At 42.9% G+C, this 17,185-nt stretch carries 16 protein-coding genes and 1 pseudogene; 11 read left to right on the top strand and 6 right to left on the bottom strand.

Going from position 1 to position 17,185, the window contains the following annotated elements; translation table 11 throughout:
- Positions 1-9 precede the first annotated feature (9 nt).
- Positions 10-1,929, bottom strand: coding sequence for a tetratricopeptide repeat protein (locus DW182_RS11825; protein WP_118295660.1), 1,920 nt, complete (start codon positions 1,927-1,929; stop codon positions 10-12).
- 202 nt (positions 1,930-2,131) lie between these two features.
- Here DW182_RS11825 and DW182_RS11820 point away from each other — a divergent pair, with 202 nt between their 5' ends.
- The 3 genes from DW182_RS11820 (at position 2,132) to DW182_RS11810 (ending at position 3,807) form a co-directional block, all read left to right on the top strand.
- Positions 2,132-2,509 carry a hypothetical protein gene (locus DW182_RS11820; RefSeq protein ID WP_044533845.1) on the top strand — a complete coding sequence of 126 codons (378 nt, stop codon included), beginning with the start codon at positions 2,132-2,134 and terminating at the stop codon, positions 2,507-2,509.
- Positions 2,510-2,559: 50 nt separating this feature from the next.
- A complete protein-coding gene (locus tag DW182_RS11815; RefSeq protein WP_118295659.1) occupies positions 2,560-2,970 on the top strand; it encodes a PH domain-containing protein in 411 nt (136 codons plus the stop codon).
- 63 nt (positions 2,971-3,033) lie between these two features.
- A complete protein-coding gene (locus tag DW182_RS11810; RefSeq protein WP_082074187.1) occupies positions 3,034-3,807 on the top strand; it encodes a LytTR family DNA-binding domain-containing protein in 774 nt (257 codons plus the stop codon).
- A gap of 304 nt (positions 3,808-4,111) precedes the next feature.
- Here DW182_RS11810 and DW182_RS11805 read toward each other — a convergent pair whose 3' ends face one another.
- Both DW182_RS11805 and DW182_RS11800 read right to left on the bottom strand, forming a co-directional pair.
- Positions 4,112-5,323, bottom strand: a complete 1,212-nt coding sequence (locus DW182_RS11805) for a hypothetical protein (protein WP_118295658.1) — start codon at positions 5,321-5,323, stop codon at positions 4,112-4,114.
- On the bottom strand, positions 5,320-6,636 hold the full coding sequence (locus DW182_RS11800) for a DUF4270 family protein (RefSeq protein WP_118295657.1): 1,317 nt from the start codon (positions 6,634-6,636) through the stop codon (positions 5,320-5,322). Before DW182_RS11800 ends, DW182_RS11805 begins: the two co-directional genes overlap by 4 nt.
- A gap of 196 nt (positions 6,637-6,832) precedes the next feature.
- On the opposite strand from DW182_RS11800, the gene DW182_RS11795 reads away from it, so the two are divergent.
- Together DW182_RS11795 and DW182_RS11790 are read left to right on the top strand one after the other, a co-directional pair.
- Positions 6,833-7,888, top strand: coding sequence for a kelch repeat-containing protein (locus tag DW182_RS11795; RefSeq protein ID WP_118295656.1), 1,056 nt, complete (start codon positions 6,833-6,835; stop codon positions 7,886-7,888).
- A gap of 14 nt (positions 7,889-7,902) precedes the next feature.
- A complete protein-coding gene (locus DW182_RS11790; RefSeq protein ID WP_118295655.1) occupies positions 7,903-8,235 on the top strand; it encodes a DUF4907 domain-containing protein in 333 nt (110 codons plus the stop codon).
- Between the two features lies 1 nt (position 8,236).
- Here the strand turns inward: DW182_RS11790 and DW182_RS11785 are convergent, their stop codons facing one another.
- Positions 8,237-9,151 (bottom strand): hypothetical protein, encoded by a 915-nt coding sequence (locus tag DW182_RS11785; RefSeq protein ID WP_007661056.1) that lies wholly within the window; start codon positions 9,149-9,151, stop codon positions 8,237-8,239.
- Between the two features lie 139 nt (positions 9,152-9,290).
- Between DW182_RS11785 and DW182_RS11780 the strand changes: the two are divergent.
- The 5 genes and pseudogenes from DW182_RS11780 to DW182_RS22150 all read left to right on the top strand — a co-directional run.
- Positions 9,291-9,731, top strand: a pseudogene (locus DW182_RS11780) (ORF6N domain-containing protein); the annotation flags it as partial.
- Between the two features lie 33 nt (positions 9,732-9,764).
- Complete coding sequence (locus DW182_RS11775) at positions 9,765-9,944, top strand: hypothetical protein (protein ID WP_115503677.1); 180 nt, start codon at positions 9,765-9,767, stop codon at positions 9,942-9,944.
- 9 nt (positions 9,945-9,953) lie between these two features.
- Positions 9,954-11,312: a dihydrolipoyl dehydrogenase gene (gene lpdA / locus DW182_RS11770; RefSeq protein ID WP_007661053.1), complete on the top strand. Its 1,359-nt coding sequence runs from the start codon at positions 9,954-9,956 to the stop codon at positions 11,310-11,312.
- A 10-nt stretch (positions 11,313-11,322) separates the two neighbouring features.
- Positions 11,323-12,750, top strand: coding sequence for a D-alanyl-D-alanine carboxypeptidase/D-alanyl-D-alanine-endopeptidase (gene dacB, locus DW182_RS11765; RefSeq protein ID WP_118295653.1), 1,428 nt, complete (start codon positions 11,323-11,325; stop codon positions 12,748-12,750).
- 32 nt (positions 12,751-12,782) lie between these two features.
- Complete coding sequence (locus DW182_RS22150) at positions 12,783-12,935, top strand: hypothetical protein (RefSeq protein ID WP_007661048.1); 153 nt, start codon at positions 12,783-12,785, stop codon at positions 12,933-12,935.
- 67 nt (positions 12,936-13,002) lie between these two features.
- Here the strand turns inward: DW182_RS22150 and DW182_RS11760 are convergent, their stop codons facing one another.
- A complete protein-coding gene (locus DW182_RS11760; protein WP_007661046.1) occupies positions 13,003-14,499 on the bottom strand; it encodes an acetyl-CoA hydrolase/transferase family protein in 1,497 nt (498 codons plus the stop codon).
- 93 nt (positions 14,500-14,592) lie between these two features.
- A complete protein-coding gene (locus DW182_RS11755) occupies positions 14,593-15,036 on the bottom strand; it encodes a hypothetical protein (protein ID WP_044154784.1) in 444 nt (147 codons plus the stop codon).
- Between the two features lie 326 nt (positions 15,037-15,362).
- Between DW182_RS11755 and miaB the strand changes: the two genes are divergently transcribed.
- Positions 15,363-16,730 (top strand): tRNA (N6-isopentenyl adenosine(37)-C2)-methylthiotransferase MiaB, encoded by a 1,368-nt coding sequence (gene miaB / locus DW182_RS11750; RefSeq protein ID WP_117707261.1) that lies wholly within the window; start codon positions 15,363-15,365, stop codon positions 16,728-16,730.
- Positions 16,731-17,185 lie beyond the last annotated feature (455 nt).

The raw sequence follows: 17,185 nt of genomic DNA, 5'->3' as shown, positions 1-17,185 counted from the left end.
TTCATAAAATTATGATAAGAACTGTTTAACAACTTCATCCAGAGACTCTTCTTTTGCAAGTCCTATGTTCTTTCGCATACGCGAACGTATCATATTGACGCTGTTACGGTTAATACCCATAATCAAAGCTATTTCATCCGTACTTTGGTTCATGCAGATGAGCATGGCAAGCAATTCTTCATTGCGGGTAAGTTGCGGATAATATTCCCGTAATTTGGGTAAATAAAGTGGGTGTATCACAGCGAACGATTGTCTGAAATCATTTTCATCTTCTTTGCTGAGAAGGTTTTGCCCGGTCAGTTGGCGGATAGAAGTCAGGTTGTTGGTAGCCATTGCCTGTTCTATTTGTTCGGTCAACTGCTCGTTACGACGGTTCAGTTCTTGCTGGCGGGTGATTAATTTCTTTATTTCTTGTTTATGCTTTTCCAAGAGCAAACGATTGGCCTTTCGTTTATTTATGAAATAGGCAACGGAAATGATAAGTGTCAACAGCAGGGTAATTGAAATACATATATTATAGAATAACTGTTGCTTTTGCAGCTTCACTTGTGCCGAGAGCAAAGTATTTTCTTTTTCTTTCCGTTCGGTATCAAACCGGATATTGGCAGCAGCGACGGCACGCATCTTTTCAGCTAAATTCAGTGAATCTGTAAAAGTTTGGCTACGCCTATAGCAACGAATGAATGCGTCTTTCATATTCATGTCCAGATAGTAGTCCATAAGTATATCGTTGGCCTTTTGTTCTCTGGATTTCATATCCATCTTTATAAAGCCTTGTGTGGCTTTCTCTATCAAAGGTATTCCTTGCACAGCTTTTCCTGTTTGTAATAGAGCTCGCCCTAAGTGAAGTTCCAGTTCATATTTGGCCCACTTCGGCATGCGGGAACTGTCCGGACAGATACTTAATGCAAGCGTTAGTGCTTTTTGTACAGAATCGGGATACTCCAGATAGGCTTCTGCTGTAGTAACTTTGTTCACAAATACTCCTTTGAAGCTGCCTTGCAGGGCTGATATCTTCTCGGCCTGGTTTAAATAGTAGAATATGGAATCTTTATTCCCTGTTTGACCGAATATGGATGCCCGGTAACGATAGAGATCGCCCAGTCCGAAACTGTCTTTCATAAGCGAATAGCGTTGAGCTTCCGTATTCAGTTGCAGTGCCCGGTCGTACATGCCCAATTCTGCATAAAGGTTTGATTGTTCGCCATAAGCTATTACTATATTAGGGGGAGCTATGCTGTCGGTATAGCTGCTGATGGCTTCCTGATTGATAGCGACCGCCTTTTCATATTCTCCGATGAGGCGATAATAAATACCGAGTCGGGACATGATGCGAAGCATATTCTGGTATTTTCCTCCCTGCCGGTAGGCTTTCACGGCCTTTTCCAATATTCGGATGGCTTGGGGTATGTCATTTCCGGAATAGATATAAACTCCGCTGACTATTTCAGCTTGTGGGATAAAGCGGTCTGCATCCTCATAGTCGGGTAATTGCAGGTATTCATTGGCTAACTTGATGGCTTGCTCATTGTTTCCATGCATCTGGTGCAGGCTTGCCCGGGCGGATAACAGTTCATGTTTGCAGTTCTCTTGTATGAACGAAATTTGGCTGAGACTATCCATATACTCTATGCCGGAACGAAATTGCTTACTTTTTAAGTAGTTGTAGTAAGAGATAGAAAGTATCTGCCGGGCATATTTGATCAGCGTGTCATTCTCTTCCGTATCATTTGCATTTTCCAGTAATTCCGCTATCTTGGTTTTAGTCAGATTTTCAGTTTCCCGGAATTTTTCCTCTTTTAGTAATGTGGTGAGTTTTTCTGCTGTTTGTTGCCACTGTCCGACATCTTCTGCGCTTGGAGAATGTGAATCAGTAGCACAAGCTCCTACAAATAGTAAGAGCAAGAATAATGGCTTCCTTATATTCATAATTCTAAAAACTTACTTTGTTTGGGCAAAGATACAATTCCATTTGGAAAAGAAAGAAAATGATATCTATATTTTATGACTTTTATTCATAGTTGATAATGAGGAAGATACATTTTTGTATATTGAATTGTATATTGGCTGTTTATGATTTTATCTTATAGTTTCTGCAAATTTGCAACTAATAATAGAAAACTAACCGACAATGAATAAAGTAGAGAAAATATCCCGATTGTGTATGAAAGAGATCAGTAGGGCTTTGATAGAAATGATTTCCGAAGACTCGCCTTATGCTTCGAAAGATATGCTTTGCGGAGCGCGTGGTGCTGTTTTCCGCGAGATATTTATTTTCCATTATCCGGACTTTATAGGGAAAGTACAGGAACTGGTTCCCGGTGTTACGAAAGATGAGGAACTGCTTTGTATGTTGGTCGCCCTTGGACAGTCTGTAGAAGAAATTGAGAAACTGTTTTGCCTGCCTGCCGAGCAGGTATATATGTTCCATAAATCGGTATGTTGGAAAATGAGGTTGGAGGGAGAAAAGCGGTTAGGTGATAAACTGAGGGAGATATTAGAAGAATAACTCACGTCGTTCCATAAAAATACCTATCTTAGCAGCAAAAACAGAATAAAATGAATCGTATCTTCCATGCCCGCATTGCTGTGGGACAATATTTGTTTTTGGTGCTGACAACGATCATCGTCATTTATGCCATGTGGATGCAGCATGCTGTTATGGCTATTCTTTTTATGCTCCTGCTCATCATCGCTATCGAGCGCCTCATCCATACTACGTATACGCTGACCACAGACGGCAGGCTTCTCCTTTTTTACGGTCGCTTTTCCCGTTCGGAGGAAATCCTCCTGAAAGACATTATTTCTGTAGAGCGAGCCTCTTCTATGAAAATAGGACGTTTCGCTGTGATGCGCTATGTGCTGGTGAAGTACGGGACGAAGGGAAAATGTGCTGTGTTGCTTCCGGTGAAGGAAGATCTGTTCATAAAAACTCTTACTAATCGTTTAAGTGAAGTGAAGAAATATTAATTCTCGATTTTCTTTTTGCAGCCTTCCGGAAAGTCGTCCGTCTAATTTCTAAAAATAAGAGAAATGATGATGAATTTGACTTGTGCTATTTTGCATGCCGACCAACAGGTGAGTGAACAACTGGAAGTGTTCATAGCCAAAACACCCTTTCTTTCTTTGTGTGGGAAGTACAGTAATCCTATTGAGGCATTGAAAGGTTATTATGACAACAAAGTACACCTTTACTTCGTAGGAATCGGGCAGGAAGAAATGGAGGGAATCAACGGAATGGAATTCAGTAAATTGCTTTCTCCGTTCACCCGTGTCATTTTTATTGCAGATACTCCCCGGTATGCCGCTGAGTGCTTCCGTCTGGATGCATTGGATTACCTGATATCTGAAATCAATTTTCCTATCTTTTTTGAAGCGGTGAATAAGGCTTCGCGCTGGTTCAGTCTGAAAGGTGAAACAGGGATGCAGCTTACTGTCGTTTCCGAAAAGTCTCAGGCAGATGCATCTCAGCCCGAAATGTCTAAAGTGATTTATGTAAAGTCTGACAATCGGATTTTCCGTTTGGATATATCCAGAATATCTTATATCGAAGGGTTGGGCGATTACGTGAAGATTTATAGTAAGGATGAACCAAAGCCTATACTGAGTCTGTGTACAATGAAATATATGGAGGAGAGGTTACCTTCTGATGAATTTATACGTGTGCACCGCTCGTTTATTATTCGCAAAGATTGCATACGTACCATAGAGAGCAGTAAAATTGCTCTGGATAAAAGAAGTATCCCTATCGGAGAGGTTTACCGAAAGAAGTTGAAGAATTATATTTCTGATTATTCTGTCCTTTAGTATGCTTCAATGCTTGTTGCCGGAATTGACTCATATCCTACAGATATGAATTAAAGATTGCTGATGGTTTTTTATTAATTTACTAATAATCAACAAATAGCATTTACCAACTGTTTACTACAAAATGTAAAAGCATTTACCATCGCATGTAACGGCATTTACCCCTTATTGTAACGACCTTTACCGCGGCATGTAACGGTCTTTACCTCGGCATGTAAATGGAGTTACCGTGTGGAGTTATTCCATTATCACCCTACCACATTATCACATTTAGTTCATAATCCGTCAGAAGAATACTATTCCCTTACCTCAATTTTGACCGTGATATTCTTTCTCCAAACGTAATATTCAGATTCATGCTGAATCGGCTTTCCTGCATCAGGCTACTGCGTGAATTGATTTGTTTCCGCCAGGTGGCGCCTAATGAAAGATAGGAGTACCGGATAGGAAAGCTTGCTCCTGCACTCACTTCCAGGTATTGCATTTTTCCACCTCGCAGATTTATATACGAATTACTTAAACCTATTCCCCCCATCAATTCAGTGGACCGGGGAAGGCGTGGATTGGTAATATAGGCTCCCCCGATGTTCAATTTGTGCTGGTTTTCGTATTTCATGGAAGTGTAAGATGAGGTATTGCGACTCCAATCCAGATAATTATAATCGGTGGTCACTACCCAACGTTCGGTAGTCATTGATATTCCGGTGCCGATGTGCATAGGTAAATATTGCGTCCGGCTATGATAACTCTTATCGACACCTTCACTGGTGGAAGAATTGCTATAGGTCAGATTGTTTTCGTGGTTAACCTGAAAGGAGGGGGCAAATACAAGTCCCGCTGCCCACTTTTGGTTTCCGGTGGTATTGAATTCATAATGTATTCCGAAGTCGGCATAAAAAGCACGCTTAGAAGATTCGTACTCCACAATGGCACTTTCTTGCGTTTCGCTTTGGGTCACCGTTCCCAGTATGATACCCAGATTTATGCCAACGGACAGGCGTTTGGTCAATGCAAAGGCATTAGTAAGATAACAACGGTATAATCCTCCCGATCCTTCAAATAAGGAATAGGTATAACTTCCGGGCATACCTTCCACTTCTTCTTCGGTCTGGATAATGTAGCCCACACTGCTATAGGGTGCAGCGCCTATCATGGCATACCAGCGTGGCAGGATTCTGCATCCTATGCTGAAGCGGTTGGGATTACTCATAAAACTGGAACTGTGATCATTCTGAAAGGAATAACGGGCATATGAAGCCGATGCACCGACATCGAATATGAAGCAGGTGCTGTCCATTCGGGTAATGGCTGCCGGGTTCAAGGTATTTTGGAATCCGGTTCTGTTTAGGGCAATACCTATGTTGCCCATTCCGGCATAACGTCCGCCGTCACTGGTACTTAGTTCACCCACTCCATACATAGAAGTGGGTAGATTGGTGTTATTTTGGGCTATGATGGAAAGGCTTACCGCACAGAAGCTGCACAGCATAAGGGGAATCCGGTGGTAATGTTTCATTTTTCGTTGTATATTTTAAATCTGATATCTAATCTGCATTGTCTCTCCTGGTCGGGGTCGTTGGTGAAGATTATTTGATTGAAAGTCATTGTCATTTCATTCTCTGGTAGACTCAGGAGTAGTTTCTGCCGTTTTATGCCCCACGTACCGAAGTTGCTGCGGATGAATTCGGTTACGTCAAAGGAATAATAAGTATCCCGCCCGAACATATCGTCCACTGTCAGATTTCCGGTCTGTACCGTAACACCATCACTGCCGTATACATAATCTTCCAATACATTGTTTTCATCTGTGATGTAAAGGCGTATATCTTCCGGAAGTTGGTTTAGCTTGTTATAACTTCCGGCCACCGGATAGAGGTAGAGTGTGGCGCTTTCTATGGAAACAATTTCTCCTGCATCCTGCAAATTATTCAGATGGGGAAATTCTATCTGATTATAGAATCCTGTCAATCCTTGCATATATGCCCGCCTGCCCAGACTGCCGGAGTGGATAAGGTTCTCTATTCCGCTTTCCAAGGTAGCGAGAGGGGTACTGGTACGATCGTGACGGATACTGGTATAGGCATAATCAGTGTTCACACTGAAGGTCAGTTCTTTTTCTGTGCGTTGACTGGCTATCTCTTTATAGTGCAGAGTGATGGCCATGGATGAATCGTTTACCATGAATCCGGTGATGCATTCTCCGCTGTTTTCGGCCATGAGTGCCAGTCCGGGAAACTTTTCTTTGAACTTATCCTGGCTGTCGAAATAGTCTTCTTCTGTTACGAGATCATTCAGTAACTCTTTTCCCAGTTCATCGGGCAGACGTATTTCTAACTCCTTCTTTCGTCCGGGGCTTGGCGTGAAAGTGAAACTGAATAGAGGCATGCTTTCGGTAGGCAGGATAGTACTGTTGTATAAATCTTCGTCATCGTCCAGATAGATGGCTTGTTTTAGCCGGTAAACAGATATTCGTTGCTGTGTTAAGGTATCGCCCCAGAAGTTGCCGGAAGGCGTCATCCTCAGTACTAACGAGTCGAAGCTGTAACTATAATCCTCGTTGGGAGTAAAGCTGTTTTTAGAGTATTCGGCATAGTAAGCGGCGGAGACCTCACCCCATGAGGCATCCTTATAGTGTCCTAACTGACAAATACTGTCCCCCCTGGTCTCTATGGAGTCCATAAGAATGGTACTGATGTCCACCGTACAAGTATCTACATATACATTATAGAAAGAACTGTTCACCAGACTTTGTCCTAATTCTGAATTTTCATCCTGACAAGCACAGATGGCGGCGATCATTATAATCAGACTATACAATAACTTTTTCATTGCTGCGGTTTTTAGAGCCGCAAAGGAAAATGAAACTTCTATATCTTCCTATTAAAATCGGCTATCGGGCAGGTTTTATCGGTAAAGGTATTTACCGGAAATTTAGTGCCGTTTGTCGGTTATATTTGTTGATGAAGTACCTGTAGCCTACTTTTGCTACCAAAAATATAGTAAATCAAAATAAGTTCTGAAAAAAATGAATCGACTATTATTGGGAATAATACTGCTGGCGGTTGGATGCTTGGCTGGCAGTTGTACGGACGACGATGAATACACCCAAGGTGTATGGATGAGAAGATCGGACTTGGACGGTGTAGCGCGGGGGCAGGCTGGCAGTTTCACCATTGGAAATAAAGGTTATCTGTGTTGTGGCTATCGTGGGTCGAATAAGACCTATCTGAAAGACCTTTGGGAGTACAATATGGATGGAGATTATTGGACACAATGTGCCGATATGCCCGATGCGGCAGCGGGACGCCATAGTGCGGCTTCGTTTGCCTTGAATGATAGAGGTTACATTACTACCGGCATTCAAAAGACCGAACCCACATATCTGGCAGATACCTGGGAGTATAATCCCGCTACGGACTCCTGGACTCAAATGGATGACTTTGGTGGTGGTGCACGCTACGGTGCATTGGCTTTTTCGATTGGAGGATACGGCTATGTGGGTACAGGGTTCAATGATAATTATCTGAAAGATTTCTATCGCTTTAATCCTAATGCCGCTGCCGGAAAGCAATGGGAAATTGTAAATGGATTCGGGGGATACAAGCGTTGGTATGGTACGGCTTTCGTTATAGATGATGTAGCTTATGTCTGCTGTGGGCAGAACAATAACACGCTGGTTGATGATTTGTGGAAATTTGATGGTGACAACTGGACTCAGTTGCGTGACATTGCCAATACTAATAGCGATGACGATTATGATGACGATTATGCTATAGCGCGCTTAGGTACTGTATCTTTCGTGATAGATGGAAGAGGGTATATTGCTACCGGAACCCGTAGTGGCGTAACCAGTGATTATTGGGTGTATGATCCTGGTGAGGATTTGTGGTATGGTGACTCCGATGATGATTATACTCCACTTACGAGTGTACACAATGTAAGTTCAGGAGGTTCGTCGCGCGCTTATGCTGTATCTTTCTCTACGGGCAAGCGTGGCTTTGTATTGACGGGGGCTTCGGGAACCAGCTATTTTGATGATGTTTATGAACTCCTGCCCTATGAGCAGGAAGATGTTGATTAGTGTTTTTGTGATTTATGAAGCTAGTGTTTATTGTAAAGATTGGTGTACTGTCCCTGGTGACAGTATGCCTTTCTTGTTTCTCCGGCTGCACGAATACCGGTGAGACGGAATTTACCTGCCGTGCCATGCAGGCGGAGGGTGGCTATGGGTATATGGTACTCCATAAGGGAGATACACTGATTCGTCAGCCTTATATACCTGCTGTAGGGAGGAAAATAGCTTTTGCAACGAAGGAAGACGCCTTGAAGGTAGCGGAGCTGGTTTGTCGTAAGCTGGATGAAAAGCAATCACCCAGCATTAGTAAAGAAGAGATTACAATGCTGGGTATTATAGTGAATAGAGAATGAGTTATTCTTGCGAAGGTAGTTCGCTGACTTCCGTACGGGGTTTCGTGTGAAAGTAAGGAAACTTCCTCGACATTTCTCCTTTCACAATTTTCTCTTCTTGTGTACGTACATTTGTGAGTGTTAATGTATAGGTTATTTGGTGCAATTTATAGAGTATCAGTCCCGAAATTTTGGTTTGTTTCTGAGGGGGAGTCTCTACTTTCACTTCCGTATATTTTAGTTTGCTGTCATACTGTTGTGGAAATAGGCTATATTTCACTTTCTCACCTGTCAGCTGTATTTTTTCGTCTACTATTTCCGGGACATCCACTAAAGGTTCTTCGTACTTCAATAATTTGAAGGCAAGATCGTTGGGGCAGTGGAACTGATATTCTTCAGGTGCATGGTCATAAGGAAATATGGTAGTAGTGGTGGAATTGTCCGTATAGTTTCGGAAGGTAAGGCCATAGGGGCGTGAATCCATCCAGAATTCTCCGTCTCCTTCTTCCAGTGAGTAGGTGATGCTTTTTATTTCATATTTATCTCCGGGATTTTGCTGTACAATGATCTGTTCTGTATAGAGTCCGCTGCTGGTACTCAGGTTGATAATTAGTCCCCGTTCTTCATCTTCCAGGTTCTCGTTGGCCTGTATGGTCAGGGCGTCTTCTTTATCTCTTGTGATGCTTCCCCAGTCAAAATAGATTGTGCCGAATCCTTCCAGTCCGCTTGCCAACTGGTTCCATCCATCAAGGGAAGTAAGTGAAACTATCTTCCAGTTGGTCCGGCTCATGATAATTTCCACACTGTTATTATTTCCTTCCATGATGACTTTCTTCATAGGAGAAAGGCGTTCATCTTCACCGTTATCACAAGCTGTCCCACATAAAAGAATGAAAGTGGAGAACAATAGCAGTTGGAATAAGTTTGTTCGTTTCATGTACCTTTAGTTCCGTTAGTTTAAATAGCTTTTGTTTATAGACGTATTTTATTGAGGAATACTGCAAGCAAAGGTATGTTTTTTTAGTAAGAAAAAGATAAGGGGCGGTGCTTTTTGTAGAATATTAGTTGTACCTTGTCCTAAGAACTACATTATTGAATTGAATGAAAGTGAGATACGACATTTGCGGTCGAAACTTTCGACCGCAAATTTATCCCCTAAAGTACGTGCAATACCTAAAGCTTTCACCGAAAAAGGTCTTTACATGCTTGCTACCGTTTTGAAAAGTCCTCGTGCTACGGCTACAACTCTTGCTATTATAGAGTCTTTTGCCCATTTGAGAGAGCTCTCTCGTAATCTAAATATCTTGTCAACAGAAACAGATGAAGGCAAACAGAAAACATTGACCCAGCGCAGTAGCGAGTTACTTCACGAATTATTGTCTGTAGAAGAGATGGGAGATACAACAGAAACCGAATCTTCGATAGAACTGAATTTATATGCTTTAAAGATGAAGCGTACGGTGAAAAAGATAAAGAAAGGACAATTCTTTTGTGCAGATAAGAGAGGTTTTTATTAACTTGCAGGCAGTTTATAAATAACCCCTGTATACATGGAAAAAATATTCAAATCGAAAGGTATGACTACTACTGAAAAATGGGTAATAGTATTTGTTCTTACTTTTATGTGCGTTGCATACCTGTTGCTGAAAGAAGCGTCTGCCTTATGTGGATTCATTGTGGCTATTCTTTTCCTGATCAGTAATTACCAAAGGAAATATACCTATAAATAAATAGAAACTATGAAATACCAAGTTGCCATTATCGGTGGAGGTCCTGCGGGATATACTGCTGCCGAAGCTGCCGGGAAAGCCGGACTAAGCGTAGTGTTGTTTGAAAAGCAAAGTTTAGGTGGAGTCTGTCTGAATGAAGGCTGCATCCCTACCAAGACTTTATTGTATTCGGCAAAAACGTATGATGCTGCGCGTCATGCTTCCAAATATGCAGTCACTGTTTCCGAAGCCTCATTTGATTTATCGAAGATTATTGCCCGTAAACAGAAAGTGGTGCGTAAACTGGTGTTGGGTGTTAAAGGTAAGCTGACTGCCCACGGAGTGAATATCGTGCAGGGAGAAGCTACCATCATCAATAAGAATACCGTGCAGTGTAGTGGTGAGACTTATGAGTGCGAGAATCTGATTCTATGCACCGGTTCGGAAACATTCATCCCTCCTATTCCCGGAGTGGATACTGTACCTTTCTGGACGCACCGCGATGCTCTAGATAATAAGGAACTTCCCGCTTCACTTGCCATTATTGGTGGTGGAGTAATTGGTATAGAGTTTGCCTCTTTCTTTAATAGTCTGGGCGTGCAGGTCACTGTTATCGAAATGCTTGATGAAATCCTGGGAGGTATGGATAAAGAGCTTTCCGCTCTTCTGCGTGCGGAATATGCTAAACGTGGAATCAAGTTTATGCTTAGTACGAAGGTCGTATCTCTTGCTGAGGCTTCTTCCGAAGACGGGAAGCCACAAGTACAGGTTAATTTTGAGAATGCAGAAGGTACAGGCAGCGTGCTTGCTGAGAAACTATTGATGAGTGTAGGTCGTCGTCCGGTAACGAAAGGTTTCGGGTTGGAGAATCTGGAATTAAAAAGAACGGAAAGAGGGAATATCTGTACAAACGAACAGATGCAAGCCTCTGCTCCGGGAGTATATATATGTGGTGACCTGACTGGTTATTCTTTGCTGGCACATACAGCCGTTCGTGAGGCGGAAGTAGCTGTGCATACAATACTTGGCAAGAAAGATGTCATGAGCTATTGGGCTATTCCCGGTGTAGTATATACCAATCCGGAGATTGCAGGAGTAGGGCAGACGGAAGAAAGTCTGCAAATGAAAGGTATTAATTATCGTGTTGTAAAACTCCCGATGGCTTATTCCGGTCGTTTTGTTGCTGAGAACGAAGGAGTGAATGGAGTTTGTAAACTTCTGATAGCAGATGACGAGACCATAGTGGGAGCGCACATACTGGGTAATCCGGCTTCTGAAATTATCACTCTGGCAGGCATGGCTATCGAACTGAAACTGACTACTGAAGCCTGGAAGAAAATAGTATTCCCGCATCCCACGGTTTCAGAGATTTTTAAAGAAGCGTTGTAACCCGATAAACATGAAAAAATATCTGTTGTCTCTTGTTCTTTCCCTCTTGTTTATCCCTGTGACCGTGTGGGGGCAAAATACGGCTGCTAAGGGCCTCTCTTCCCGTCTGGATACCTTGATTAAATATCAACTTCCTGTCGGCTCCAACGTTGGCATATCCATATACGACTTGACTGACGGGAAGTCTTTATACACTTATCAGGCGGATAAGCTCTCTCGTCCGGCTTCTACTATGAAACTGCTGACTACTATTACCGCCCTTTCCCATCCGGATGCGGATGATCCTTTTAAAACAGAAGTATGGTATCAGGGCGTGATTGAACAAGATACGCTGAAAGGTGATTTGTATGTTGTGGGTGGATATGACCCTGAATTTGATGATGAAGCTCTGGATTCATTGGTAAATGCGGTAAGTCGTTTCCCATTCTCGGTGATATCGGGCCATGTATATGGAGATGTTTCTATGAAAGACTCCATTTATTGGGGAAGCGGTTGGGCTTGGGATGATACGCCTGCCTCCTATCAACCTTATCTCTCGCCATTGATGCTGAATAAAGGTCTGGTCACTGTTACGGCTTCTCCTAGTGAACGGGGTCATTTGGCAAGTCTCGATTGTGTTCCTGCCTCTTCTTATTATACCGTAACGAATGAAACCAAATCCCGTACTCCTGCTGCCGGGCGTTTCGGAGTTTCCCGGGATTGGCTACAGAATGGTAACAACATAGTTGTAAAAGGGAATGTAGAAGGTAAGCGTACCGGTATGGTGAATATTTATTCTTCACGGGATTTCTTTATGCATACTTTCCTTGAACGTCTGCAGGCGAAAGGTATTCAATGTCCTGTAAATTATGCTTTCAACGAATTGCAGAAGGATAGTCTTTCGGTTCAAATAGCTTTGTTTGAAACTGCCATTCAGGATGTAATCAACCAGATTATGAAAGAAAGCGATAACCTGAATGCTGAGGCTTTGCTTTGTCGCCTGGGCGCGCAGGTCACTGGTAAAAAGCATATTTCCGATGAAGACGGGCTTTCTGTTATCCGTAAACAGATAAAAGCTTTGGGAGAAGATCCGGATTACTATAAACTGGCTGATGGCTGTGGACTTTCCAATTATAACTATATCTCTCCCAATTTGTTGATTGCTTTTCTTAAATTTGCCTATTCCCGTACGGACATTTTTCAGAAACTATATAAAGCTTTACCTATCGGTGGTGTAGATGGAACATTGAAGTATCGGATGCAACGCGGAACTCCTTCTCATAAAAACGTACATGCCAAAACAGGCTCCTTTACGGCAATTAATTGTCTGGCAGGTTATCTGCGGACAACAAACGGACATGAGATTGCTTTTGCCATCATGAACCAAAATGTACTTTCAGGAGCTAAGGCGCGTGCTTTTCAGGATGCCGTGTGTGATGAAGTGATTAGAGGAAGATAAAGTAGATCATTCATGTAAGAAAAACAATTAAAATGAAAGGAATAATTGATGTATTGAAGAGTGTTTGGCAAAAGCTTATGGGAAATGAATTTACTCGTTGGTTGGTCTATATAGGTATTGTTGCTTTCTGTTTTTGTATTGTTTATAATGCAGGAAAAATATTGGGCAGTTGGATTGCCGTATAATGACTTTTGTAGAAAATATAAACGGGGCTTGCTATCTGTATGGTGGCAAGCCCCGTTTTTAAAGTATTTACTTGTACTGTGCCCAGTCTACGTTTTGCATATTTCCGCTTTTGGCAAGTTCTGCATGCATAGCCAGTGCAGCACGGGTAGCTTGCGGAGTCTGAGACTTACCATCGGTTAGTTTCAGGTAATCCCAGAGGATATTCTTGTAATCCGGGTGAACACAATTTTCAATGATTGCCTGTGCACGTTCTTTCGGACTCTTGCCACGCAAGTCAGCAACGCCTTGTTCGGTAATGATGATGTTGACGTCGTGTTCTGTGTGGTCGTGGTGAGATACCATCGGAACAATAGCACTGATTTTGCCTTCTTTGGCAACGGACGGACAAGTAAAGATGGAGATATAAGCATTACGCGTGAAGTCACCGCTTCCACCGATACCATTCATCATCTTCGTACCGCCGATATGCGTAGAGTTTACATTTCCGTAGAGGTCAGCTTCGATAGCTGTGTTGATGGAAATAACTCCTAAACGGCGAACGACTTCGGGACTGTTAGAGATTTCCGAAGGACGGAGTACCAGTTTATCACGGAAGAAATCCATATCGTCATAAATGCCTTGCAGGCAGTCGTTGGTTACAGTCAGTGAGCAAGCGCTACCGAATTTCACACGACCGTCGCGAATCAGTCCGATTACGGAGTTCTGAATCACTTCTGTGTACATTTCAAATGCCGGAATCGTTTTATCACGTCCCAGTGCACCAAGTACGGCGTTGGCAATGTTACCTACACCGGATTGCAGCGGTAAGAATGTTGACGGGATAATACCACGCTTCATGTCCGCAGCCAGGAAGTCGGCTACATTCTGGCCAATCTTGTCAGTCAATGGATCGGCATCGGCAAAGCTACGTGCTTCATCCGGCCAGTTGGTTTCTACTATACCTACAATCTTTTTCGGGTCTACTTGAATATACGGCTGACCGATGCGGTCGCTCGGTTTGTAGATAGGAATTTCACGACGGTAAGGCGGATCAAGCGGTTCGTATACATCGTGCAGACCCATAGCATTCTTGCTGTGAGCAGCATTCAGTTCCACGATGATCTGGTCGGCAAGGCGACAAACTGTAGGAGCGATACCACCGGCTGCAGTCAGGTAGATTTTACCATCGGGAGTCACTTCACAAGCTTCGATGATGGCAATGTTTACTTTGCCCATGAAACCGTAACGGACTTCCTGTGCCATCTGTGACAAGTGGATGTCGTTATAAGCGATTTCTCCGTTGTTCACAGCTTTACGGAAATCAGAATTGGTTGTGTAAGGAGCACGGTAGCGGATAGCTTTGGCGCGTGAAAGTATGCCGTCGCAGGAGTCACCCGTAGAAGCACCGGTAAAGATACCTATCTGAAAGGGATTACCTTTTGCATGTTCTGCTTCTGCTATTTTTGCTAATTCAGCCGTAACGGCTTTGGCTGTTCCTGCGGGAGTAAATCCGCTCAAGCCGATGTTGTAGCCATGTTTAATCAGGCTTGCAGCTTCCGCTGCCGAGATGTAATTGAGTGCCATAATGTATTTAGTTATTTTTTCTGTGTGAAAATTCGTAAGTTACCGGAAGAGTTACTCTCAACTCTTCATTTTCAACTCTCAACTTTCCGTTTGTTAATACTTTCGTTGCAGTATTTCCGACCAGATAATAGCTTTTCGTGCTTCTTCTGCCGAATGGATCGCATATTCGGAATCAGTTTCGGGCTTTTGCTGTACGGATGGAGGAGGAGAAATCTTCTGTTTCGGCGGAGCCGTAATAGGTTTGGGGGATGTATTTGCAGGATCTCCTCCAAAAATATGTTTTGAAGAAGAGAATTGGTATTCTTCTTTAGCTGTGGAAACGGGTTTTGGTTCCGGTCGGGGACCTTCGGGGATATATCCGCCATAAGTCTTTCCCCAGCTTTCAGGAATGGGCAGTGCGTCATCGTCAAAGTCTGTGTCCGGCATGGGCATAGCGGGGCTGTTGTCAGCGTTCTTTTTTGCTTCTTTCTTGAATTGTTTGACAATTCCGATAACGATTATGCCTGCGATTAACAGAAACTGTAATATGTCATCCATACTCATTTAAGTTTTTCATCGCCAAAGGTAACTAAATTATCTGAATTACAGCCAATTTTTAAACATGAAAAAAGGGCAGCTTCACAGCTCCCCTTATTTTTTTTAACCTAAACCTTAACTATGAAAAAATCTAATGTTTCTTTCATTGCACAAAATTGTGAAATTAATTGCTTTACGCCAAACATCTACCTCAAAAATGTTTAGTCTCTTAACATTAATTACCAGAAATTCTTCATTTTCTAACTATTGAGTGTTATTTTTCCTCATTTCATCTGTAATTTAGTGCCGAAGGCGTATCTTTGCAACCGAAATAAAAAAAAGAAATTATGGAAAAAGTAACGGGAGCAGACTTTAAATCTGCAACTGCTGATGACAACAAGAAGTTGTTCATTGAAACCTACGGCTGCCAGATGAATGTGGCGGACAGTGAAGTGATTGCCTCTGTGATGCAGATGGCGGGATACTCAACGGCAGATACACTGGAAGAAGCAGATGCTGTGTTTATGAACACCTGCTCCATTCGCGACAATGCCGAACAGAAAATCCTGAATCGTTTAGAATTCTTCCATTCACTTAAAAAGAAAAAACGAAATCTGATTGTGGGTGTATTAGGGTGTATGGCCGAGCGGGTAAAGGATGATTTGATAACGAATCATCACGTCGACCTGGTGGTTGGACCTGATGCTTATCTCACTCTTCCTGATCTGGTTGCAGCTGTGGAGGCAGGCGAGAAAGCTATCAATGTGGAGCTTTCTACCACTGAAACTTACCGGGATGTGATTCCTTCGCGCATTTGTGGAAACCACATTTCAGGTTTTGTGTCCATCATGCGCGGATGTAATAACTTCTGTACGTATTGTATTGTTCCCTATACCCGTGGGCGTGAGCGTAGTCGTGATGTGGAAAGCATCCTTAACGAAGTGTCCGACCTCGTGGCTAAAGGTTATAAGGAAGTCACCCTGTTGGGACAAAATGTAAATTCCTACCGTTTTGAGAAACCGGATGGGGAGGTTGTTACTTTCCCTATGCTGCTCCGTACTGTAGCCGAGGCTGCGCCGGGAGTACGTGTCCGTTTCACTACCTCGCACCCTAAAGATATGAGTGACGAAACACTGGAAGTCATCGCACAAGTTCCCAATGTATGCAAGCATATCCATCTGCCTGTACAGAGTGGGAGTTCTCGCATCCTGAAATTGATGAATCGTAAATATACCCGTGAGTGGTATCTGGAACGTGTGGATGCTATTCGTCGTATCATCCCCGATTGTGGTCTGTCTACAGATATATTTTCCGGTTTCCATTCCGAAACGGAGGAAGATCACCTGCTTTCCCTTTCCTTGATGGAAATATGTGGTTACGATTCGGCTTTCATGTTTAAATATTCCGAGCGTCCGGGTACGTATGCTTCCAAGCATCTGCCGGATGATGTGTCTGAAGAAGTGAAGATACGTCGGCTGAATGAGATTATCGCTTTGCAGAATCGTCTATCCGCCGAGTCTAACGCCCGTTGCATCGGCAAGACGTATGAAGTGTTGGTGGAAGGTGTTTCCAAACGTTCCCGTGAGCAGCTTGTAGGACGTACGGAGCAAAATCGGGTGGTAGTATTCGACCGGGGTACACATCGCGTGGGTGATTTTGTAATGGTGAAGATTACCGAAGCCAGTTCCGCAACGCTGAAGGGGGAAGAAGTCTGACCTCAAACATACATAAGATTTTAGTATACTTTTACTTGCACGCTTGCACTCATGCTCTGTACCTCCCTGTTCATCGGTGTTAGAGTGCGGTGTAGGTAGATAAAAACGGCGTGTAGGTAAAGTTACTTACACCTGCCTGTTTTTGTCCATTCCAAATAGGGATTGTAAATGTCAATCCCTTATGTTCATTAAGAAAACTAATCATCTGTATTTTGTTGATAACCATTATTTTAGTAGTGACCACGGATGTAGGTATCGTGCTTTACAACTGTGAAGCACGTGCTTCATAGTAGTGACGCTGCTGAATCACATCTGTAGGCATCACAAAATGGAGCATTTAGGGAGAAACAATCATAGGAGGAAAATATATTATCCTATGGTAATTATCATGTGAAGTGTGTATTGGAAAATCCAGTGTAAGCTGCCCCCTAAAACCAAGCGATTCTGCCCCCTTA

Origin of the sequence: Bacteroides sp. AM16-24 (assembly GCF_003471885.1) — a bacterium.
Lineage (GTDB): Bacteria > Bacteroidota > Bacteroidia > Bacteroidales > Bacteroidaceae > Bacteroides.
This window is presented reverse-complemented; position numbering and strand designations above follow the sequence as displayed.